23 protein-coding genes are annotated in these 21,275 nt (G+C 61.9%); 6 read left to right on the top strand and 17 right to left on the bottom strand.

The window, feature by feature from the left end; translation table 11 throughout:
- Positions 1–12 precede the first annotated feature (12 nt).
- Genes HQ912_RS17420 through HQ912_RS17405 form a run of 4 tightly spaced genes read right to left on the bottom strand, consistent with a single transcriptional unit; the run spans position 13 to position 3,743 of the window.
- Positions 13–2,112, bottom strand: coding sequence for a chemotaxis protein CheA (locus HQ912_RS17420; RefSeq protein ID WP_047227749.1), 2,100 nt, complete (start codon positions 2,110–2,112; stop codon positions 13–15).
- 39 nt (positions 2,113–2,151) lie between these two features.
- On the bottom strand, positions 2,152–2,436 hold the full coding sequence (locus HQ912_RS17415) for a lipid asymmetry maintenance protein MlaB (protein ID WP_047227659.1): 285 nt from the start codon (positions 2,434–2,436) through the stop codon (positions 2,152–2,154).
- 15 nt (positions 2,437–2,451) lie between these two features.
- Positions 2,452–2,820, bottom strand: coding sequence for a response regulator (locus tag HQ912_RS17410; RefSeq protein ID WP_047227658.1), 369 nt, complete (start codon positions 2,818–2,820; stop codon positions 2,452–2,454).
- 11 nt (positions 2,821–2,831) lie between these two features.
- Positions 2,832–3,743 (bottom strand): methyl-accepting chemotaxis protein, encoded by a 912-nt coding sequence (locus HQ912_RS17405; protein WP_409936848.1) that lies wholly within the window; start codon positions 3,741–3,743, stop codon positions 2,832–2,834.
- A gap of 607 nt (positions 3,744–4,350) precedes the next feature.
- Here HQ912_RS17405 and HQ912_RS17400 point away from each other — a divergent pair.
- Together HQ912_RS17400 and HQ912_RS17395 are read left to right on the top strand one after the other, a co-directional pair.
- Positions 4,351–5,697 (top strand): MATE family efflux transporter, encoded by a 1,347-nt coding sequence (locus HQ912_RS17400; RefSeq protein WP_173407084.1) that lies wholly within the window; start codon positions 4,351–4,353, stop codon positions 5,695–5,697.
- Positions 5,698–5,881: 184 nt separating this feature from the next.
- The gene (locus HQ912_RS17395; RefSeq protein WP_173407083.1) at positions 5,882–6,550 is read left to right on the top strand and encodes an HAD-IA family hydrolase; all 669 of its coding nucleotides are present in this window, start codon (positions 5,882–5,884) and stop codon (positions 6,548–6,550) included.
- A gap of 133 nt (positions 6,551–6,683) precedes the next feature.
- Here the strand turns inward: HQ912_RS17395 and ppnN are convergent, their stop codons facing one another.
- Positions 6,684–8,057 (bottom strand): nucleotide 5'-monophosphate nucleosidase PpnN, encoded by a 1,374-nt coding sequence (gene ppnN / locus HQ912_RS17390; RefSeq protein ID WP_047227654.1) that lies wholly within the window; start codon positions 8,055–8,057, stop codon positions 6,684–6,686.
- Between the two features lie 217 nt (positions 8,058–8,274).
- Here ppnN and HQ912_RS17385 point away from each other — a divergent pair, with 217 nt between their 5' ends.
- On the top strand, positions 8,275–8,808 hold the full coding sequence (locus tag HQ912_RS17385) for a DUF3087 family protein (protein WP_107322757.1): 534 nt from the start codon (positions 8,275–8,277) through the stop codon (positions 8,806–8,808).
- Positions 8,809–8,878: 70 nt separating this feature from the next.
- On the opposite strand, the gene HQ912_RS17380 is transcribed toward HQ912_RS17385, so the two are convergent.
- From HQ912_RS17380 to HQ912_RS17350, 7 genes are all read right to left on the bottom strand, one after another.
- Positions 8,879–9,058 (bottom strand): general stress protein, encoded by a 180-nt coding sequence (locus HQ912_RS17380; protein WP_047227652.1) that lies wholly within the window; start codon positions 9,056–9,058, stop codon positions 8,879–8,881.
- Positions 9,059–9,184: 126 nt separating this feature from the next.
- Positions 9,185–9,751, bottom strand: coding sequence for an ATP-dependent Clp protease proteolytic subunit (locus HQ912_RS17375; RefSeq protein WP_047227651.1), 567 nt, complete (start codon positions 9,749–9,751; stop codon positions 9,185–9,187).
- Positions 9,752–9,884: 133 nt separating this feature from the next.
- Positions 9,885–10,922, bottom strand: coding sequence for a DNA topoisomerase IB (locus HQ912_RS17370; protein ID WP_047227650.1), 1,038 nt, complete (start codon positions 10,920–10,922; stop codon positions 9,885–9,887).
- Between the two features lie 232 nt (positions 10,923–11,154).
- On the bottom strand, positions 11,155–12,234 hold the full coding sequence (gene modC, locus HQ912_RS17365) for a molybdenum ABC transporter ATP-binding protein (RefSeq protein ID WP_173407082.1): 1,080 nt from the start codon (positions 12,232–12,234) through the stop codon (positions 11,155–11,157).
- Between the two features lie 3 nt (positions 12,235–12,237).
- Entirely contained in the window at positions 12,238–12,918 is a 681-nt protein-coding gene (gene modB / locus HQ912_RS17360) for a molybdate ABC transporter permease subunit (protein ID WP_047227648.1), read from the bottom strand.
- The gene (modA, locus tag HQ912_RS17355; protein ID WP_160892853.1) at positions 12,919–13,671 is read right to left on the bottom strand and encodes a molybdate ABC transporter substrate-binding protein; all 753 of its coding nucleotides are present in this window, start codon (positions 13,669–13,671) and stop codon (positions 12,919–12,921) included.
- Positions 13,672–14,027: 356 nt separating this feature from the next.
- Positions 14,028–15,101: an NAD(P)H-dependent flavin oxidoreductase gene (locus tag HQ912_RS17350; protein WP_047227646.1), complete on the bottom strand. Its 1,074-nt coding sequence runs from the start codon at positions 15,099–15,101 to the stop codon at positions 14,028–14,030.
- A gap of 148 nt (positions 15,102–15,249) precedes the next feature.
- Between HQ912_RS17350 and HQ912_RS17345 the strand changes: the two genes are divergently transcribed.
- A complete protein-coding gene (locus HQ912_RS17345) occupies positions 15,250–15,738 on the top strand; it encodes a GyrI-like domain-containing protein (protein WP_047227645.1) in 489 nt (162 codons plus the stop codon).
- On the opposite strand, the gene ada is transcribed toward HQ912_RS17345, so the two are convergent.
- The 3 genes from ada to HQ912_RS17330 form a co-directional block, all read right to left on the bottom strand.
- On the bottom strand, positions 15,702–16,775 hold the full coding sequence (ada, locus tag HQ912_RS17340) for a bifunctional DNA-binding transcriptional regulator/O6-methylguanine-DNA methyltransferase Ada (protein WP_047227644.1): 1,074 nt from the start codon (positions 16,773–16,775) through the stop codon (positions 15,702–15,704). The genes HQ912_RS17345 and ada overlap by 37 nt on opposite strands.
- Before the next feature lie 88 nt (positions 16,776–16,863).
- Entirely contained in the window at positions 16,864–17,544 is a 681-nt protein-coding gene (gene alkB, locus HQ912_RS17335) for a DNA oxidative demethylase AlkB (RefSeq protein ID WP_409936830.1), read from the bottom strand.
- Positions 17,531–18,259, bottom strand: a complete 729-nt coding sequence (locus tag HQ912_RS17330) for a 2OG-Fe(II) oxygenase (protein WP_173407081.1) — start codon at positions 18,257–18,259, stop codon at positions 17,531–17,533. Before HQ912_RS17330 ends, alkB begins: the two co-directional genes overlap by 14 nt.
- Positions 18,260–18,479: 220 nt before the next feature.
- On the opposite strand from HQ912_RS17330, the gene HQ912_RS17325 reads away from it, so the two are divergent.
- On the top strand, positions 18,480–20,042 hold the full coding sequence (locus HQ912_RS17325; protein ID WP_155417172.1) for an Ig-like domain-containing protein: 1,563 nt from the start codon (positions 18,480–18,482) through the stop codon (positions 20,040–20,042).
- A gap of 160 nt (positions 20,043–20,202) precedes the next feature.
- Here the strand turns inward: HQ912_RS17325 and HQ912_RS17320 are convergent, their stop codons facing one another.
- Both HQ912_RS17320 and HQ912_RS17315 read right to left on the bottom strand, forming a co-directional pair.
- On the bottom strand, positions 20,203–20,373 hold the full coding sequence (locus HQ912_RS17320; protein WP_172833800.1) for a hypothetical protein: 171 nt from the start codon (positions 20,371–20,373) through the stop codon (positions 20,203–20,205).
- 27 nt (positions 20,374–20,400) lie between these two features.
- Positions 20,401–20,703 carry a DUF1883 domain-containing protein gene (locus HQ912_RS17315; RefSeq protein ID WP_003182962.1) on the bottom strand — a complete coding sequence of 101 codons (303 nt, stop codon included), beginning with the start codon at positions 20,701–20,703 and terminating at the stop codon, positions 20,401–20,403.
- 199 nt (positions 20,704–20,902) lie between these two features.
- Between HQ912_RS17315 and HQ912_RS17310 the strand changes: the two genes are divergently transcribed.
- The gene (locus HQ912_RS17310) at positions 20,903–21,253 is read left to right on the top strand and encodes a hypothetical protein (RefSeq protein WP_047227642.1); all 351 of its coding nucleotides are present in this window, start codon (positions 20,903–20,905) and stop codon (positions 21,251–21,253) included.
- Positions 21,254–21,275: the final 22 nt, after the last annotated feature.

The following is a 21,275-nucleotide window of genomic DNA, read 5'->3' as shown; positions in this document are numbered from 1 at the left end:
ATTGCTAAAGCGTCAGCGAGCAGTGGCTTGTTGTGATTGAGTCGAGGTGTAGCGGTTGTCTATTTGGGCGATCTGCGTGAGCAGCGCCGGCACGTCGAGAATCAACGCCACAGCGCCGCTGCCCAGGATCGTCGAGCCGCTGATGCCGCGCAGCGCGCCGAACAACTTGCCCAGGGGTTTGATCACGGTCTGGAATTCACCGAGCAGGTCATCCACCACCAGCCCGGCCTTGAGTTCGGCGTAGCGCACCACCACCACGTTCTGCCGGCGCGAGGCCGGGCCTTCGTGGTTGAAGTGATCGCGCAGGTACACCAGCGGCAGCACTTCTCCGCGCAGGTCGAGGTAGCCTTGTTCGCGGCTGCAAACCCCGTCGTCCTCGCTCAGCTCGATGCATTCCTGAACCATGTCCAGGGGAATGACGTACGTGGACTGGCCGATGCCCACCAGAAAGCCATTGATGATCGCCAGCGTCAGCGGCAGGCGGATGCGCACCACGGTGCCCTGGCCCGGTTGGCTGTCCAGGTCGACAGTGCCGCGCAGCAGGGTAATGTTGCGCTTGACCACATCCATGCCCACGCCACGCCCGGAAAGGTTGGTGACGGCCTGGGCGGTGGAGAAACCCGGCTCGAAGATCAGGTTGTAGATTTCCTGGTCGGTGGGGCTGGCGCCAAGGGCAACCAGGCCGCGTTCCTGGGCTTTTTCCAGGATCCGGTCACGGTTCAGGCCGGCGCCGTCGTCGGCGATTTCCAGCACGATGCTGCCTGAGTCGTGATAGGCATTGAGGTGCAGATGACCTTTGGCCGGTTTACCCGCCGCCAGCCGCGCCTCAGCGGTTTCGATGCCGTGGTCCATGGCGTTGCGCAACAGGTGCATGAGCGGGTCACCGATTTTTTCCACCACGGTTTTATCCAGCTCGGTCTCCGCACCGCTGATAATCAGGTCGATGTCCTTGCCCAGTTCCTGGCTGACATCGCGCACCACCCGGCGGAACCGATTGAAGGTTTCACCGATGGGGATCATGCGCAGACGCAAGGCGCCGTCGAGAATTTCTTCCACCAGGCCGGACACCGTTGAAGTTGACTCTTGCAACGAGTCGTCGTTGCAGTGGCGGGCCAGCAGGCTGGCGCCGGCGCTGGCGATGACCAGCTCGCCCACCAGGTTGATCAACTCGTCGAGCTTGTCGGCGTTGACCCGCACATAGGCGCCGTCCTTGGCCTTGCCGTCGCTGGTTGCCGGTTGCTTGTCGGGCGTGACCTGAGCGGGCATGCGCGCAGCCGAACGCTGGTCCGGCATCAGTTCGCCGGTGGTGACCATTGCCGTGTTGGGGTCAGCCTGCTCTTGAGTGGTTGCAACCAGCCCGGTGTTCATCTGCGGCACGGGGTCATCAATGGCGACGATCTGGATCTGGCAATCTTCGCGCACGAAATCGAAGACTTCGTTGATCGCCCCGTGGCCGGCAGCCGAACTGAACTCAATGTCGAACCCCAGGTAGCAGGACTCGGCATCCCAGGTTTCGGCCGAGGGCATTGCGTCGGTCAGCGTGGTGATGTGGATGATCTCACCGAGGGTTTGCAGGTAACGCAGAAATGACAGCGGGTCCATGCCGTTGCGGAACACCTCCGGGCCAAAACGCAGGGCAATATGCCAGAGGCGCGTTTCGGCGGGCGCTTGTGTGTCGCTTGCTTCGGCGGGCTTCGGGGCTTCGGCAGGCGAGGGCGCCTGATATTCCTGAAGGATCTGGCACAGCTCCATTTCCCGGGCCAGGGCCGGGGGCGCCAGTTTCGCGCCCTGGTTGGCCACCACATTGATCAGCTCCAGCATGTGATCACTGGACTTGAGCAGCACGGCGATCAGGCCGGCGTCCACTTCGACGCTGCCATTGCGCAACCGATCGAGCACGTCTTCGACGATGTGAGTGAAACTGACGATGGGTTCCAGGCCGAACAGCCCGGCCGAGCCCTTGATCGTATGGGCCGCCCGGAAGATCGCGCCAATAGCATCATCGTCGCCCGGGTCGCTTTCCAGTTGCAGCAGGGACTCTTCCATCGCCTGCAACTGTTCCCGTGCCTCGACGATGAACGTTTGTTGTGCCTGATCGAGATTGATGCTCACGCTCATATCCTTTGTCGTGTCCGACGTGTTGCGAGGTCTCTATACAACCAGGTTGCACAGGGCGAGTGTTTCCGTGACGGCCTTGCTGTGGCCCGTTATCTCCAGGCGGGTACCGGCCTTGGGAGCCTCGCGCTGGACCATCATCAGCAGTTGCAGGCCGGCGCCGTCCATTTCCGTAATCTGCGACAGATCCAGCGCCATGCGCGGCGTCGCCCCCAGGCGCGGCAGCAACTGCGCGGCGAGGTCGGCGGCGGTGTAGATCGTCAGCTCGCCGTCGATCTGCACCTGCGCGGTGTCGTCCTGTGTTTCGTACAGCAAGGGCATTTCACTCTCCGCGAATCAAGGAAGAATCAGCTTGGACACCGCCGCCAGCATCTGCGCCGGCTGGAACGGCTTGACCACCCAGGCCTTGGCACCCGCCGCCTGGCCCTCGAGTTTTTTCGACTCCTGGGATTCAGTGGTGAGCATGATGATCGGCGTGAACTTGTAGCTGGCCAGCTTCTTGACCTCCTTGACGAAGGTGATGCCGTCCATGTTCGGCATGTTCACGTCACTGATGATCAGGTGCACCTTCTGGCCATTGAGCTTGCCCAGTGCATCCTTGCCATCGCTGGCCTCGATCACGTCGTAGCCGGCACTTTTCAACGCGATGCCGACGACCTGCCGGACGCTCGCGGAGTCGTCGACAACCAATACACTTTTAGCCATGAACGGCTCTCCTAGAAGAAGGTTATTTCCTGTGAATTCTGGTGCGCGCCCGATTCGCCGTGGTGGTTGCGGCGTTGTTCTTCGGTGGCGTAAGTGGTTTCCATGCGCGCCAGCCATTGGCGGGCATCGATGGAAACGGCCTGGTCGGGCGACTGACTGGCCTGCTGCATATGCACATGCAGGTCCTCGATGTTGTCGCGCACGTGGCTGAGAATCTGGCTGACCCGATCCTGGAATTGCAGGTTGACCAGCACTTCGGTGAGCTCGTCGCGAATACCGAAGCTTTCCTGCTGCAGCAGGTCGGCCGATTCGGCCAGCCGCCCGGTGACGCTCTTGAAGCGTTCCAGCACGCGCTGGATGCTGTCCTCGGAGACGCTGACCGACTGGCTGTCCTGATCCGCGCCGCTGGAGGCGGCCTGGACCAGTTGAGTGATGGCGCTATTGATGATGTCGACCTTGGCCGACATCTGCTGGCCAGTCTCGCTGGACTTGCTCGACAGGCTGCGCACGGCGTCGGCCACCACCGCAAAACCGCGCCCGGCTTCGCCCGCACGGGCGGCTTCGATGGCGGCGTTGAGGGCCAGCAAGTTGGTTTGCGCGGCAATGGCCGCGACATCGGCGGCCATGGTTCGCAGCTCGCCGGTGTAGGCGGTGAGGTTACGCACCTGGGCCAGGGTTTCATCGCGGCTGGCCTGGGTGGCTTTCAGGGAGTCGATGACCTGGACCAGCTCACCTTCGCTTTGGGCCAGCACCTGCACGGCGCCGCCACTGCTGTTGCCGGCCAGCTCACCGGCGGCCAGTTGCGAAGCTTGCACGGTATCTTCCAGGCGTGAAGAGATGCCGGTGAAGCGATTGGTCAGCGAGACGATCGCGGTTTCGGTCTGCTGCCGGGAGCTTTCCACCTGCTTGGCCCAGATCGGCATGGCACCGAGGATGACTTCGTTGAGTTGCGCGCTGGCCTTATGGTTCAAGTGGTCGGCGGCGTGTAGCGCGTGATGGGCAATGGCGGCGGCGACGGCTCTGTCGATCTGCTGGTGCTGGGCGCGGGCAGCCCACACGCCGACCCCGGCGCCAATGGCCAGGAGCACGGCACACAACCCCAGGTTTTGTGTACTTGGGCCGTTGAGAACCAACAGGCCGACGCTCGCGATCAGGGCCACAAACAAGCTGGACCAAAGGATGCGCGGCGGAGTTTGGGAATGGGAATGACCGTGTGAATACGACGTCATGGTTCGGTCCTTGAACAGTGTTGCTAACAGGTTATTTACGAATAACTGGTTATCTGCGACCCCACCCCGGACTTTAAGACCGGTCGTCCGATTCCGGTATGGCCGAGGGCGTTGACCTGCCCAGTGAGTGGCACTGTGCTATCTGAGATTAGACGCAGTCGCTGAAATGTCGAGGCGCCCTGACGAACAGATGAGTCGCCCACAACCCCTTGCGCCTTGCTCCCACAGATTCCCTCACCACCATCCGGGAATAAGCTAAATTACCCCGCATCGGATTTTGAACCTGCCATCACGAGCCCTCATGCCCACCCAGCCTCTCTGGAAAATCTACCTCCTGTTCCTGGCCCCCATGGTCCTGTCCAATTTCCTGCAATCGATGTCCGGCACGCTCAATAGCATCTACATCGGCCAGATGCTCGGCACCCAGGCATTGGCGGCGGTATCAGGCATGTTTCCCATCCTGTTTTTCTTTATCGCGCTGGTGATTGGCCTGGGCGCGGGAGCAGGGGTGTTGATCGGGCAGGCTTACGGCGCCGGGGAAACCGGCACGGTGAAGGCGATTGCCGGTACCACGTTGCTGCTGGCGGCGATCATCGGGCTGGTGGCGGCGGTGCTCGGCACCGTGTTCGCGCGCCAGGCGCTGCAGGGGCTGGGGACGCCGGCCGATGTGCTGGAGGACGCGGTGTCCTATGCCCGGGTGATGATGTGGATCCTGCCGATACTGCTGGTGTTCGTGGTGTTTACCCAGTTGCTGCGCGGGGTTAGCGATACGCTGTCGCCCATGCTGGCCTTGCTGGTGTCCACCAGCGTCGGGCTGCTGCTGACGCCGGCGCTGATTCGCGGCTGGCTGGGGCTGCCGCAGATGGGCATCGAGAGCGCGGCGCTGGCGGGACTGGTGGGTACGGCGTCGGCCATGGTCATGCTCGCGTGGCGCCTGAACCGTCGCGAGCACGCCCTGGCGCCGGACCGGGCGTTGTTCGCGGCGATGCGCCTGGACATGGACATCCTCGGCAAGGTACTGCGCATCGGCCTGCCCACGGGCTTGCAGATGGTGGTGATCTCACTGTCGGAGCTGGTGATCCTGGCGCTGGTCAATGGCCACGGGTTCCAGGCCACGGCCGCCTATGGCGCGGTGACGCAGATCGTCAATTACGTGCAGTTCCCGGCGTTGTCGATTGCCATCACCGCCTCGATCCTCGGCGCCCAGGCCATCGGTGCCGGGCGTCTGGAGCGTCTGGGGCCGATCCTGCGCACCGGCCTGTTGATCAACGTCTGGCTCACCGGTGGGCTGGTGGTCTTGGGATATCTGTTGTCTCACTGGCTGCTGGGGCTGTTCATCACCGACCCGGCGGCGCGAATCCAGGCCGAACATCTGCTGCACATCATGCTCTGGAGCCTGCTGGTCTTCGGCTTCCAGGCGGTGGTCGGCGGCATCATGCGCGCCAGCGGCACGGTGCTGATGCCGGTGGCGATTTCGATCTTCTGCATCGTCGGCGTTCAGCTGCCAGTGGCCTACCTGCTGGACGCGCAGTTCGGCCTGCAAGGGGTATGGATGGCGTTTCCGGTGGCTTACTTGAGCATGCTGGTGTTGCAGACCCTGTACTACAAGATGGTCTGGCAGCATCAGCGGATTGAGCGGTTGGTGTAGCGCTGCGCTTTCTGACACAACAAAAAACCTGTGGGAGCGAGCCTGCTCGCGATAGCGTCGGCACATTCGGCATCGATGCGCGCTGACCCACCGCCATCGCGAGCAGGCTCGCTCCCACAGGGATTCGGTGCCTGGCGATGTTACAGTGGCCGGCATTCTCCTACCGCCATCACCGAGGATTTCGATGTCTGCCCGCCCGCCCTCCAGTGTTTCCTATCGCGCCTTCCTCTTCGACATGGACGGCACGCTGCTCAATTCCATCGCCGCGGCCGAGCGGATCTGGACGCGCTGGGCCCTTCGTCACGGTGTGGAGGTGGCGAGCTTTCTGCCGACCATCCACGGCGTGCGCGCCATCGACACCATTGCCCGCCAGCGCCTGCCAGGGGTAGATGCCCTGGCCGAGGCCGAGCAGATTACCCGCGAAGAAATCGAAGACGTGGAAGGTGTGGTGCCGGTGCCCGGCGCTACAGCATTTCTCAACAGCCTGCCGCCCCTGCAATGGGCCATCGTCACCTCGGCGCCCATGGCGCTGGCCTTGCGGCGCATGGAAGCGGCCGGCATTCCACGTCCGGCGGTGATGGTCACCGCCGAGGATGTGAGCGACGGCAAACCCAATCCGGCCTGTTATCGACTGGCAGCGGAGCGCCTGCAAGTCGCCCCCCAGGATTGCCTGGTGTTCGAGGATGCCGAAGCGGGTATCAAGGCCGGCGAGGCGGCGGGAGCGGATGTGCGGGTGGTGACGGCGACGCATACGCATCCGGTGGCCACCCCCCATCCGCTGATCAAGGATTACCGTGGGCTTGGCCTTGAGGTGGATGAGGCCGGACGGATGCGACTGAACCCGACGCTGTGATCGCAGCAGACCCCCTGTGGGAGCGAGCCTGCTCGCGATAGCGTCGGCACATTCAGCATTGATGCAATCTGACCCGCCGCCATCGCGAGCAGGCTCGCTCCTACAGTTGGATCTGTGGTGATCGTTGAACCGGTCAGGTCACCACGCGATAGCACGGTTCATACGCCGCGCCGCCCGGCAGTTTCATGCGGTGCTGGGCGACGAAGGCCTGGAGCAGCCGGTCGAGGGGTTCCATGATGGCGGCATCGCCGTGGATCTCGTAAGGACCGTGTTCTTCGATCAGGCGGATACCCTTGTCCTTGACGTTACCGGCCACGATCCCCGAGAACGCCCGGCGCAAGTTGGCGGCCAGTTCGTGGGCGGGCAGGTCGCGCCTCAGGCCCAGGCTGGCCATGTTGGCGTGGGTCGGGTCGAACGGGCGCTGGAAGCCTTCGTCGATTTTCAGCAACCAGTTGAAGTGGAAAGCGTCGTTGCGTTCGCGGCGGAACTGTTTGACCGCCTTGAGCCCTTGGGTCATCTGGCGCGCCACTTCGGCCGGGTCGTCGATGATGATCTGGTAGTGCTTCTGCGCAGCCTCGCCCAGGGTCGCACCGACAAAGGCATGCAGTTGATCAAGGTACGGCGCGGCGCTCTTGGGCCCGGTAAGAACGACTGGGAAGGGCAGGTCCTGGTTGGCCGGGTGCATCAGGATACCCAGCAAGTAGAGGAACTCTTCCGCCGTACCGGCGCCGCCCGGGAAGATGATGATGCCGTGGCCCACGCGCACGAAAGCTTCCAGGCGCTTCTCAATGTCCGGCAGGATCACCAGCTCATTGACGATCGGGTTCGGCGCTTCGGCGGCGATGATGCCGGGCTCCGTCAGGCCCAGGTAACGGCCGCCGTGGATACGCTGTTTGGCGTGGGCGATGGTGGCGCCTTTCATCGGGCCTTTCATCACGCCCGGGCCGCAGCCGGTGCAGATGTCCAGGCTGCGCAGGCCCAGTTCGTGGCCGACTTTTTTGGTGTATTTGTATTCTTCGGTGTTGATCGAGTGGCCGCCCCAGCACACGACGATTTTTGGCTCCACCCCAGGGCGCAATGTGCGGGCGTTGCGCAGCAGGTGGAAGACGTAGTCGCTGATGCCCTGGGAGGAGCTGAGGTCGATGCGCTGGCTGTCCAGTTCGTTCTCGGTGTAGACGATATCGCGCAGGGCGCTGAACAGCATCTCGCGGGTGCTGGCGATCATCTCGCCATCGACGAAGGCGTCGGCCGGGGCGTTCAGCAGTTCCAGGCGTACGCCGCGGTCTTGCTGGTGAATACGGATCTCGAAGTCTTTGTAGGCTTCCAGGATGGTCTTGGCGTTATCGACATGGGCGCCGGTGTTGAGAATGGCCAGGGCGCACTGGCGGAAGAGGGTATAGATACTGCCGGAACCGGCTTCACTCAGTTGCTGGACTTCGCGCTGGGACAAAGTCTCCAGGCTGCCCTTCGGGCTGACCGAGGCGTTGATTACATGTCTTTGATTCATTCAGCTTTCCTTGAAAACGATGCCGTACTCACAACGACGGCATCTTGAAAAAAACGTCCACGCAGAAAGATCGCACGATCCTTGCGGTATCGCCATGGACTTTGATCCGGATCCTTCGGGTCGGTTGCAACACAAAATGAGCTCCAGCATAGCTAAATCCACCGGGCAGGCGATAATGCGGGACTTTTTTTACCCCGCACAAGGAAATTGCACCGCGATGTTCGAGCTCAAGCCGTGGGACGCCGAAGTCTACCGACGCCAGACCCGACGCAGTACCCTCATCGTCGCCGTGACGTTCCTGGCACTGGCGATGCTGTTGTCCAGCCTTTCGGTGATGCTGTTCGGCACACCCGGGGGGGATAATTTTCGCTTCAATCTCGGCGGGGTGATTGCCGCGGTGTTGGTGATGGTCGCCTTGATGCGTCTGTATTTCTGGTCGCAGCCGTGGATGGCCGCGGCGGTGTACGGCTGGCAGCTCAAGCGCAGCCTGATGAGCATCACCAATGTGATGCACCAGGTGAAGGCCGGTGTGCAGGCCCAGGACGTGGCGGCCATGAAGCTGCTACGGTTTTATCATCTGGGATTGACGCAGATGCATCAACTGGACGCCAACTCCAGCGCCCAGGGCTCACTCGCCCGAGAGGCTGATGAGCATCTGACAAGGATGCAGTCGCTCAATCTCGACAGCGAGCAAGCTCGGCTGGACCCGATCTGGATCGACATGGTGAAAAAGGCTTATAGCGGACGCTGATCGACGCCTCAGGGCAATGACAGATTAAGCGCCGGAGCGCAGCAGGCGTGCGCCCCAGCGATTTTCCAGGTTACGATTTTCTGCCCGCGCCTTGGTTGCGGTCAGTTCCTTTGCGGCCCGCCTCAGTGCCTTTCTGACGATCACTTGCAACGTTACCGCCCGACGCATGGCCGCCTTTCTTGCCGGCTTCCGATGCTTTTTCCCGATCATTTGCGAAGTTGCCTTGGTTTTTGTTTCCACTACTGGCCATTTCGAGCATCCTCATTTTGGTTACGCGAGCAACGAGCCTCGCATAATTTGTGAAAGGAAATGGCCGGCAAAAGTTTAATGAAAACACTTCGTCAGATGACGAACGGCACGCACTGACCGCACGGGGTCACTGGTCCTCGCCACCACTGATTTTCCAATGCTTGGCATCCACCGGGAAAACCACTTGCTCGACCCGGTGCGCGATGCCGAAGGCCAAAGAGTTTTCGGCCGGGATGACCCGTTCTTCGGCGCAAAGACATTTGAAAATGTCCAACTGAGTGGCGGCGCCGGCGGTTTCCTTCACGTAGATTTCCACGTACCGCGCCACGTCGTTGTCCAGGCTGGACAGGTATTCCCGCAAACGCGAGTGATCCACCGACTTCTGGCCGAAATACCAGTTCATCGGGTGAATCAGAAAACGCGAGTGAGGCGTGGTGGTGCGGTCGCTGGCGGCCAAGTACATGATGATGCCCATGGACTCGATATTGCCGGCATTCACGGCACGCACCGGCACCGGAAGGGATTTGATGAAGGTGTAGAGGGTAAAGCCGAAGTTGGTACTGCCACCGATCGTCGAGAGATTGAGCATCAGTGAGTCGGCGCCTTTTTCAATGGCATCCAGGCAGTTGTCCCGGAAGCGCTCGGTCGTTCCCTGATCGATCTGGCAATGAAAATGGACAATGTGTTCGGACATTTCAAACTCCTGTCGACTTCCCGTTGAACGGTCAGCGCAGCGGTGGCGCCGTACAGTTGGGAGTTCGCAGGTGCGCGGATGTTCCTCGTCTGAGGCCGGATGTTGGCGTTCGCGCAGGTGTGGTTCGCCGGGTTCAGCACGCTTCGGCAGTTTGGGCCATGCGTTGCAGGAACATCGCCAGCGCGGCTTCCTCCTCGCTGAGGCCTTTGCGGACCCGGGGGTTGGGCAGCTCCCTCAGCGAACCCAGCAGGAAACCCTCCACCACGGCGGGATGGATGTAGCATTTACGACAGACGGAGGGGGTATTGCCCAGTTGCCGGGCAACCTGCCTGACCATCTCGGCGAGGTGTTTTTTTGCCTCGCTCTCGGTTTCCCAGCACAGCAGTCGCAGCCCCGCCAGAGCCGCCGCGCTGCCGGCCCAGGTGCGGTAGTCCTTGGCGGTGAAGTCCGCGCCGGTGAGGCTCTTGAGGTAGGCGTTGATATCGGACGAGCTGACGGAGTGGCGTTCGCCGTTGTCGTCCAGGTACTGGAACAGGTTCTGCCCTGGAATCTCCTGGCAACGCTTGATGATCCGCGCCAGACGCCGGTCTTTCACGGTGATCTGGTGTTCGACGCCGCTCTTGCCACGGAATTGGAAGGCAATCGCGCTGCCATTGACCTCGACGTGCTTGCTGCGCAGGGTGGTCAGGCCGTAGGAGCGGTTGTCCCGGGCATACTGGGTGTTGCCGACCCGGATCAGGGTGACGTCCAGCAACGTGATAACCGTGGCCATGACCTTGTCGCGGCTGAATCCGGGCGTGGCCAGGATCTGCTCCAGGCGTTTGCGCAAGCGCGGCAGGGTACGGCCGAACTCCAGCATTCGGGAGTATTTGTCGGCATCGCGCACTTCCCGCCAGCGCGGGTGATAGCGGTACTGCTTACGCCCCCGAGCGTCCCGACCGGTGGCCTGGAGATGGCCGCGCGGGTCGGTGCAGATCCATACATCGGTGTAGGCCGGCGGTACGGCCAAGGCGTTGATGCGCTGGATTTCGGCCGCATCGGTGATCCGCTGGCCCTGAGGATCGAAATAGCAGAACTTGCCCCGCAACTTTTTGCGGGAGATACCAGGGGCGGTGTCATCGACATAATGCAGATCGGCCGGCAGCGCATCCGGCGGCAGGGTGTCGGGCATGAAAGAATCCTTGGCAGCAAATCCGGGGCCTGTGAGTGATTGACCGCAGCCTGTGACGGTCGTGCCAAGTTTCTGAGGTGGCCCGCAACACCCACGAATCAGGGTTGGACCGCCGGACCTGTGGGAGCGAGCCTGCTCGCGATAGCGTCAGATCAGTTCACACCCATGTTGACTGAACCACCGCCATCGCGAGCAAGCCCGCTTTCACGAGGGATTTGTCTGGGGCGATACCCTACGCCAACACCGCCACCGCCTTGATCTGCGCCCACAGCAACTGTCCCGGATGAAGCTTGAGCTGATCGCGGGAGTAACGGGTGATGCGCGCCAACAGCGGCGTGCCAGCAGCCTCCAGCCGAATCAACACATGGGCGGCGTTGTCGGCGGCCAGTTCGCTGACCACAGTGACTGGCAAACGGTTGAGGATGCTGGTCTGGGCATCGTTCGCCAGGCTGAGGCTGACGTCACGGGCCTGGACCTTGAAGCGCAACGGCTGTCCGATGGCCAGTGGCGTGTGGGCGACACGCACGTTCAAGAGGCTGTCGGGCAGTGTCAGGGACAGCAGTTGATAGGCTGCGTCATAACCGCTGACCTTGCCCTGGACCACCACGCCCGCGTCATCGCCCAACGCCAGTGGCAGGTCGAGTCGCGCCAGTGTTTCGCCGATCGGCCCGCTGGCCAGCACGCGACCGGCCTCCAGCAGCACGATGTGGTCGGCCAGGCGCGCCACTTCGTCCTGCGAGTGGCTGACGTACAGCACTGGGATGTCCAGCTCATCGTGCAGGCGTTGCAGGTAAGGCAGGATTTCGTTCTTGCGCCGGGTATCCAGGGCGGCCAGGGGCTCGTCCATCAGCAGCAGTCGCGGGCTGGTCAACAGGGCTCGGGCGATGCCGACCCGCTGGCGTTCACCGCCGGACAGGTTGTGTGGCTGTCGATCGAGCAAGTGACCGATGCCCAGCAGTTCGGTAGCCTGGTCCATGTCCACCCGCCGTTGCGCCGGCGCGATGCGCTTGAGGCCGAACGCCAGATTGGCCTGCACGGACAGATGCGCGAACAGGCTCGCTTCTTGGAACACGTACCCCAGCGCCCGTCGATGGGGCGGCACGAACACGCCGCGCTCGCTGTCCTGCCAGACTTCGCCGTTGACCTCGATGAAACCCCGGGTCGGCCGTTCCAGCCCGGCGATGCAGCGCAGGCAGGTGGTCTTGCCGGAACCGGACTGGCCGTACAGCGCGGTCACGCCACGGCCCGGCAGTTGCACATCCAGGTCCAGGGAGAAGTCTCCATGGTCGAGCTGAAAACGCGCTTGAATCATCGATCAGCTCCAGCCGGCCCGGGTTCGGCGGCTGGAATACAAAGCCAGCAGCACAAGAAATGAAAACACCAGCATTGCCGCCGCCAGCCAATGAGCCTGGGCGTACTCCAAGGCTTCGACATGGTCGTAGATCTGCACCGACACCACGCGGGTCTTTTCGGGGATATTGCCGCCGATCATCAGCACCACGCCGAATTCGCCGACGGTGTGGGCAAAGCCGAGGATTGCCGCAGTGATGAAACCGGGGCGGGCCAAGGGCAGGATGACACTGAAAAACGTATCCCAGGGACCGGCCCGCAAAGTGGCCGCCACTTCCAGGGGACGACTGCCGATGGCGGAGAATGCGTTCTGCAATGGCTGCACCACAAACGGCATGGAGTAGATCACCGAGCCGATCACCAGCCCGGTGAAACTGAAGGTGAGGGTGCCCAGCCCGACGGCCTGGGTGAATTGACCGATCCAGCCGTTGGGGCCCAGGGCGAGCAACAGGTAAAAGCCGATCACCGTGGGTGGCAGCACCAATGGCAGGGCCACCACCGCGCCCACCGGCCCGCGTAGCCAGGACTGGGTACGTGACAGCCACAGGGCGATGGGCGTGCCGATCAGCAGCAGGATCACTGTGGTCAGCGAGGCCAGTTTCAGGGTCAGCCAAATGGCGGCGTAGTCGGCACTGGTCAGTGGCATTTAGCGTTGATAACCGTAGGCTTGGATGATGGCGGTGGCTTTCGGGCCTCTGAGGTAATCCATGAACGCCGAGGCGGCGGCGTTGTTTCGCCCTTTGTTGAGGATCACCGCGTCCTGTTTGATCGGGTCATGCAGCTCGGCGGGGACGATCCATGCCGAACCGCTGGCCACCTTGCCGTCCTTGTACACCTGGGACAAGGCCACGAAGCCGAGTTCTGCGTTGCCGGTAGAAACGAACTGATAAGCCTGGGTGATGTTCTGGCCCTCGACGAGCTTGCCTTTGACTTGCCCGGACAACCCCAGTTTGTCCAGCACCTGGGTGGCGGCCAAACCGTAGGGCGCGGTTTTCGGGTTGGCGATGGACAGGTGCTGGAAGCCGTTGTCCTTGAGCACCTGGCCCTGGCTGTCGACATAACCGTCCTTGGCCGACCACAGCGCCAGCGTGCCGACCGCATAGGTGAAGCGCGAACCCTTCACGGTGTCGCCTTCGCTTTCGAGCCTGGCCGGGGTGGTGTCGTCGGCGGCGAGGAAGACTTCGAACGGTGCGCCGTTCTTGATCTGGGTGTAGAACTGCCCGGTCGCGCCATAGGCCGCCACCAGCTTGTGGCCAGTGTCTTTCTCGAAGCCGGCGGCGATGGCCTGGACCGGTGCGGTGAAATTGGACGCCACGGCCACCTGCACCTCATCGGCCTGGACGGCGCCAACGCAAAAGAGTGTAGTCAGCAGCAACGGCGCGAAGCGGGTGAGGTACATAAAGGCTCCGAAAGGTCGGTTTCGCTATATACGGAAATATATAGCGAATGGCCGATAAACGGAACGCGGCATTTTGCGGACGTTGGTGTGAGAGGGCGGCCGCCATCGCGAGCAAGCTCGCTCCCACAGGGGATCTGTGGCGAACACACCTCTTGCTGCCACACCAGAACCCATGTGGGAGCGGGCTTGCTCGCGAAGACGGCGGTACATTCAACATTTCTATTGGCTGACCCACCGCTTTCGCGAGCAAGCCCGCTCCCACAGGTCCAGTGGTGTGCCCAGATGTTGTGTTCACCACCGATCCCCTGTGGGAGCGAGCCTGCTCGCGATGGCGTTCCAACAGACGATGACGACCGTCAGGACCGCCCACGGCCGTTCAGTTGGGCCAGGGCCTCCTGGGCCAGTTGTCGGGTCAGCTCCGCGGTCGACAGCTCCCGACCCATGGGGAACGCCTGGCCGGCCCACAGGTTGCTGAAGTCTGCTTCATCCTTGGCGCGCAACGGCAGCAACGCACCGCCAGCCAGGGGGAAGGCCGGCGCTATCGGACTCATCGGCCCGATCTCGCGCATCACCCGGTTGACGATGCCCCGGGCCGGGCGGCCGGTGAACAGGTTGGTGACTGCGGTTTGGCTTTCCTTGGCCGTGCGCAGCGCCCGGTGATGGGCCGCGCTGATCTTCGCCTCGGGGGTGAACAGATAGGCGCTGCCCAGTTGCACCGCCGATGCGCCCAGAGCAAACGCTGCGACGATACCCCGCGCATCGCCAATACCGCCCGCAGCGATCACCGGCACGCTCACCGCATCCACCACCTGGGGCAGCAAGGCAAACAGGCCGACCTGGGTGTTGAGGTCGTCGCTGAGGAACATCCCGCGATGGCCGCCGGCTTCATAGCCCATGGCGATGATCGCGTCACAACCGTGCTGTTCCAGCCAGATGGCTTCCTCGACGGTGGTGGCCGACGACAGGACTTTAGCGCCGGTGGCTTTCACCCGATCCAGCAGGGACTTCTCCGGCAGGCCGAAGTGGAAGCTGACCACTGCAGGACGCATCTGCTCCAGCACCCGGCAGGCTGCATCATCGAACGGCGTGCGGTTGGACACCGGCGTCGGCGCGTCGAAGTCAGCGCCCAGTTCTTCGTAGTAGGGCTTGAGGTGTTGCTTCCAGGCCTCGGCGCGCGGCTCGTCGAGCACGGGTGGCTGGTGACAGAAAAAATTCACGTTGAACGGCTTGTCGGTCTGTTCGCTGATCGTCGTCAGCGCTTGGCGCAATTGCTCGACATCCAGCATCGCCGCCGGCATCGAACCCAGCCCGCCGGCATTGCAGGCGGCGATCACCATGGCCGGCCCCGTCACTCCGGCCATCGGCCCCTGGATGATGGGTAGCTCGATGCCAAGCAGGTCAAGAATGCGAGTGTCTGGCCACTGGCTCATGTACAGGTCTCCGACGGCAGAGGAAAACAGCGTTTTTAGCAGGTGTGGCCCGGCCAGGGCCAGTCGAGTTTTTCAATCGGATGCGGCAACTTGATCCCGACGGCCAGCGGGTTACCATGCGCGCTTCATTTCTCAAGGAGCCTGACCCATGGACGTCAAACTCAAGGCAGTCGAACCCTTTACCGTGGCCGGCCTGCAGGTACACACGCGCAACGCTGACGAACAGCAGTCCGACACGGCACGGATCGGCCCGATGTGGCAGCAATTCTTCAACGAAGGGTTGTTCGACAAGATCCCCGCCAGGCAGTCGGAATCGTTTGTCTACGGGGTCTATTCCAACTATGAATCCGACGCCACCGGCTACTTTGATGTGACGGCCGGGGTGCAGGTGGATGCGACCAGCGCAGGCTACCCCGCCGTGGACATCGAAGGCGGGGATTACTTGGTGTTTTCGGCCAAGGGACCGATGCCCGATTGCGTGATCCAGACCTGGGGCCTGATCTGGGCATATTTCGCGGACAACCCGCAGACACTGCGCCGCTTCACCACCGATTTCGAGGTCTACAGCGGCCCCGACTCGGTGGCGATCTACATCGGCGTTCAGTCCGCGGACGAGCGCTCCAGCGCCAGCAACTGACGCTTGCGCTCCACGCCCCAGCGATAGCCTGACAGGTTGCCGTCGCTGCGCACCACCCGGTGGCAAGGGATCGCCACCGCCAGGCTGTTGGCCCCGCAGGCCTGGGCCACGGCGCGCACGGCTTTAGGCATGCCGATGCGCTGGGCGATCTCGGCATAGCTGGCGGTGCTGCCCGGCGGAATATCCCGCAGGGCCTGCCAGACCCGTTCCTGGAACGCCGTGCCTTGCAGGTCCAGCGGCAGGTCCAGGCCCAGGGCCGGTGCCTCGATAAAGCCCACCACCTGGGCGATCAATTGCTCGAATTCGCGGTCGGCACCGATCAGGTTGGCGCGGCGAAACTTGTCTTGCAGGTCCCGCACCAGCGCGTCCGGATCGTCCCCCAGCAGGATCGCGCACACACCGCGTTCGCTTTGCGCCACCAGAATCGCCCCGAGGGAACATTGGCCGACGGCGAAACGAATGTCGGTGTTCTGCCCGGCGGCGCGGTAATCGGCGGGTTTCATGCCCAGCACTTTGTCGGCGGCTTCATAAAAGCGGCTGTTGGAATTGAAACCGGCGTCGTACAGCGCTTGGGTGATCGATCCACCATCGCTCAGGCGTTCGCGCACCTTGCGCGAGCGGTGGGCGGCGGCATAACCCTTGGGTGTCAGGCCGGTGACGGCCTTGAACACCCGGTGGAAGTGGAAGGGACTCAAGCCTGCGCTTTGCGCCAGTTCATTGAGCCCAGGCAGTTCTTCGGCAGCCTCGATCTGTCGGCAGGCGGCCGCGACCCGGGCCGCTTGTTGGGCGGCGAGCTGGGTCTGGTCCCTGGCCACTCGCTTGCTGGGACGATACCCCGCCGCCTGGGCCTGTTCCGGCGTGTCAAAAAATTCCACGTTCCGTGGATTGGGCAGGCGCGACAGGCTGCTGGGATGGCAATAGATGCCGGTGGTTTTCACGCCATAGACGAATTGCCCGTCGGCGCGCGGATCCCGGGCGAGCACGGCGGCCCAGCGAGGATCCTGTTCAGCGGTGAGGGTGTTCGAAGTGCTGTTCATGGTCGTTATGTCCATTGGCCCGTTTTGGCTAAGATAGCGAGCCTGTGAGATGGCAACACTCCGGGTCTTGCGGTTGAATTCTGCACGGTTACCCGGCGGTGCGGAACGTCAGGTTGATCCGCTGGGCGCCCAGCTTCGGATGCTGGCCTTGCTTGAGCGGCAGCACGCCGTGATAACGCAACCGGTCCACGCCGCCCCAGACCACGATGTCGCCGTGGAACAGTGGAACGCGCAGACTTTTGTCGCTGCGCTCGAACCCGCCGAACTGGAACACCGCCGGCAAGCCCAGGGACATGGAGACGATGGGGGCGCTGAGGCAGCGTTCGTTCTTGTCCTGATGCAGCGACATTCGCGCGCCGGGCACGTAACGGTTGATCAGGCAGGCGTCGGGCTCGAAGTGCTCGAAGTGGGCCTGCTGGGCGGCGGCCTGGGCCAGTTCGCGGAACACCGTTGGCATGTCGGGCCAGGGTTGGCCGGTCTGTGGGTCATGGGCCGTGTAGCGATAGCCACTGCGGTCGGTGGTCCAGCCCAGCGCGCCGCAACTGCTCAAGGCCACTGACATGGTAAAACCGCCAGGCGTGACCATCTGCCGGAACGGCGCGGCCAGCAACACCGCTTCCAGGGCCGGCAGCAAACGTTCGAGCCAGGGCAGGGCGAAACCACGCAACACAAACGCTTGCTCGCCGATCTGTTCGGTCAGGCCGGGTGTCGTCGGCGTCTCGTCGGCGAACAGGTCCAGCGTGATAGGGGTGTCGTCACTGCGCATCATGAAAAATGATTCCAAGTGTATGCCGGCTACCGCTGTGCACGCGGCTGACGCCATGGCGCATGTTCACCCGATAATAACCGGGAACGCATTTGACCGGCCGTTGATGCACGGCAAATACCAGCGCATCGCCCTGTTTCAGATCGATAACCTGCGCACGTGACTGCATGCGCGGGCGCTGCTCCGTGAGAACGAACTCGCCGCCGGTAAAGTCCTGGCCCGGTTCCGACAGCAGAATCGCCACCTGCAGCGGGAATACGTGCTCGCCGTACAGGTCCTGATGCAGGCAGTTGTAGTCCTGCGGGCCGTATTGCAGCAACAACGGCGTAGGACGCCGTTGCCCGGCGGTGTGACAGCGTTCAATGAAAGCCGGATGCTCGGAGGGGTAGCGCACCTCAAGGCCCATGCATTCGTTCCAGCGATTGGCCAGCGGTACCAACGGCGGATACAAGGATTGACGCAACTGCTGGACGAGGTCGGGCAGCGGATAGCGAAAATACTGATACTCCCCGCGCCCGAATCCGTGGCGGGCCATGATCACCTTCGAACGGAAAAGGTTGGGTTCGGCGTATAGGCCACTGAGCATCCTGCATTGCTCGGCCGTAAGCAGGTTACGGATGATTGCGCTGCCGTCCTGGTCGAGGTCTTGTTCCAGGGAGGGCCAGTCAAGGGTGTTGACGTGTTGGGCCAGCGAGGGCGCATGAAGGCTCGGGAGCATGATCGAAGACCTGGCAAATAGAGTGCGGTCAGTCTGGCAGGCGCTCAGGTCTGCGGCACTCCGGGGCTTGCGGTCAATGTCCCTTGACCGAGCTCAACCCAACCATTTGTCTCAAACGTCACGACACCTGTTAGATCTGACAGTAGCCAGTTCCCCCGCCCTGGAGTGTGATAACGACGTTCCCGAAAGGCTCGCGATTGTCACCCACCAGGAGAGCATGATGGATATCCAATCCAGCACATTGAACGAACTATTCAAGTTGTACCCCGTGATCATCATGGGTTGGGTCACCCCGGTGAGACCGGCCGGCATTGCTCAGGTGGGTATCCCCAAAAGCCTTTACGACGACCAGCCCAAGGGCCTTGAATGTCTGATTGATCCATGGGTATTGGCCCAGAGTCATTCCTGGACATTGGAAGCGGATGATCGGGCTGACTTGTATCTCAATGACGAGCCCGCTCCCGTGACAGGCGATACAGTCCGGCCGGGGGAGGAAAGCCTGCGCATGCGCTTGTATGTACCCCACAGGCGGTTGCGTCATGGCGTCAACCGGCTGTACTACAAAGTGACCCGCGCCAGCGGCGGCGACGAGGTCTCGGATGACTTGACCTTCCTGTATCACCTGCGTGCTCCGGGTGAACCTGCGCCGGAAGGCCTGGAACTGCTGATTCCAGCCGATGTAATCGACGAAGGGGTCAGCGCCGAGCGGGCGGCGCAAGGGGTGACGTTCGGTTTCGACTACAGCAACCGGCGGCCCTACGATCGTATTCAGTTTCTGCTGGGCGATGCGACCGATGAATGGGAGATAGCCGACGGCGCCCCGGTCCCGGAGGTGAGGACACTGTTCACCGACAAATTCCAGGAAGCGGGTGACAACCGCAGGGCACAGGTCGAGTTCAGGGTGCTCGACCAATTGGGCAACTCCAGTCAGTCGTCAGTTTATTTTCTGGATATTCACCTGAACCGACTTGCTCCGCCAGAAATTACCTCAGTGAAGGACGGCAAGGAAGTTGAAATTCCGCATGGCACAAGCACTGTGGAAACGGCCGTCATGCTCAGCGGCACCGCCAGTGGCGATAAAGGAGTGGATATTTTTGACGTTGTGGATTTCAAAGGCTCTGCCCACGTCAGCAGCAACGGTATCTGGAACTTCGCCGTCATCGGTCTGGCCATCGGTGAGCACAGTTTCACCGCGAAAGCGCTCTACGGTAGCGGTCAGGTGTCGTCGGCAAGAGACCTGACCGTGGCGTTCCCTCTGAGTTTTGGGGACGCCTATGTCATGGCCACGCAGAACTACGTCATTGCGGACCATCGATTGCCCAACAATCCAATCCCCTCCAGCAACGCGAGTTACACGCGTGTCGCGGTAGGTGGGGTTCCTCCCCACAAATACTCGTCATCGAACCCGCAAGTGGCTGTGGTGGACGCGGATACGGGGTATGTGCGTGCCGCGGGCAATGGCCAGGCGCAAATCACTGTCACCGACGGGGACGGCATCACTGCGTCCTATACCATTACCGTTTCGGGCGTGCAGGTAGTCTCACTTCTGGTCAGTGTCATGTGGGGGCAGGGTGGGGTACTCGAGGAAGCTGTCTATGATGCTTTCATTGGGAACTACCGGCACGAAGGCGATTTACCCTCGATACTGGGTTGGCCGAATTCTTGGTATTGGGCGAGACGCGGGCATGAGAATCAGACCCATGGGATCGTGAGAGACTTAGCCGGGGGAAGTACTCTTCAACTTAAATCGTCTTATTTTCCTGCGGTGCAACATTTGAGATAAGGCAAGCATTCTTAGTGGCGAGGGCGCTTGCTTGCGCTGGTTGGCGCAGCCGGTCCAAAGGGGAGGATGCAATCTTCCGGCAGGCGATGTACACCGGCTTGACGATTGCTGCGCCGCCAATCAGGGCAAGCCCCCTCGCCACAAAGAGCCTACGAAACCTTTACAACGGTTTACTGACCCTGACGTCGCTGATCACATCATCGGTCTGGCCATGGATCGCCTGCAGCGCTGCCATGGCTTCTTCCTTTGTGCCGGTTTCCAGTTGCGCGAATTCGAAGCGGCGTTCGCCGTTGAGCTTGTACTTGATGACGTATTTGGTTGTCTGGGCCACGGTTTTGCCTGTCTTGAAGGGCGATGCTCAGCTCAGTTTCGAGCTGGAACGCCGGATGATTTTGATTTTGTGGGTCAGGGTCGGCTTGCGCGTGACGCTGATGGCACGGCGGTTGACGGTGTCGATGGTGATGTTCCAGAAACCGGTGCTCGGTGCGGTGATCCTGGCCGGGAACGTGTCGAACGCGCCGCCGTGATAGGTGTGCCGGCCGCCGTTCTTGAAGCTGCGGAAGTTGGCGTCGTTCATCAAGCGGATGTTGCACATTTGAGAGCATTCGATGACGACGATATCGTCTTCGTTGAGGTGTTCGCGCTGGTGTATGAATTTCATGGGCGCCTCCAGAAGGGCTTTTTCTACCAAATCAAAACGATAGCAAGGTCAATGCTGCGCAGTTTATCAGCACCGGGTGCTAATATCCGGCCTGCGCCCCACGCTTTGTTCATTTATCGCAGGATGCGCAAAAAAAGACGCAGGATGCTGGAGAAAAGCAGCGTTTGCATTGTCGGAGGATCTTTATCGGAGGAATCATATGAAGCGCAGTGTGTGGGTGTTGGCATTGGCCATGAGTGGATGTGCATCGGTATCGGACATCAACCAGACGCCGCCCACCATGAATGTCATCTCCGGAAAGAAACCCCACGAATATGCCAAGTGCGTCGCTGACAAGCTGGCCAGCACCCGGGGTCCGCTGCAAATGGAACCTCACAAGAATGGCGTGCGCTTGATCGTCCCCGGCAAATTGTCGACGCTGCCGGCGGCGGTGTTCGATATTGACGAGCGCTCCAGTGGCAGCAGCATCAAGCTGCACGAAAGCCTGTCCAACGTGCCCGTGCGTCCGGGTGATGTGCAGGACGCGGCCAACGCCTGCATTTCCGGTTGAGCCAGGGCTCGGCCTGACGAGC

It is taken from the genome of Pseudomonas sp. MPDS (assembly GCF_013283895.1).
Classification (GTDB): Bacteria; Pseudomonadota; Gammaproteobacteria; order Pseudomonadales; family Pseudomonadaceae; genus Aquipseudomonas; species Aquipseudomonas rhizophila.
This window is presented reverse-complemented; position numbering and strand designations above follow the sequence as displayed.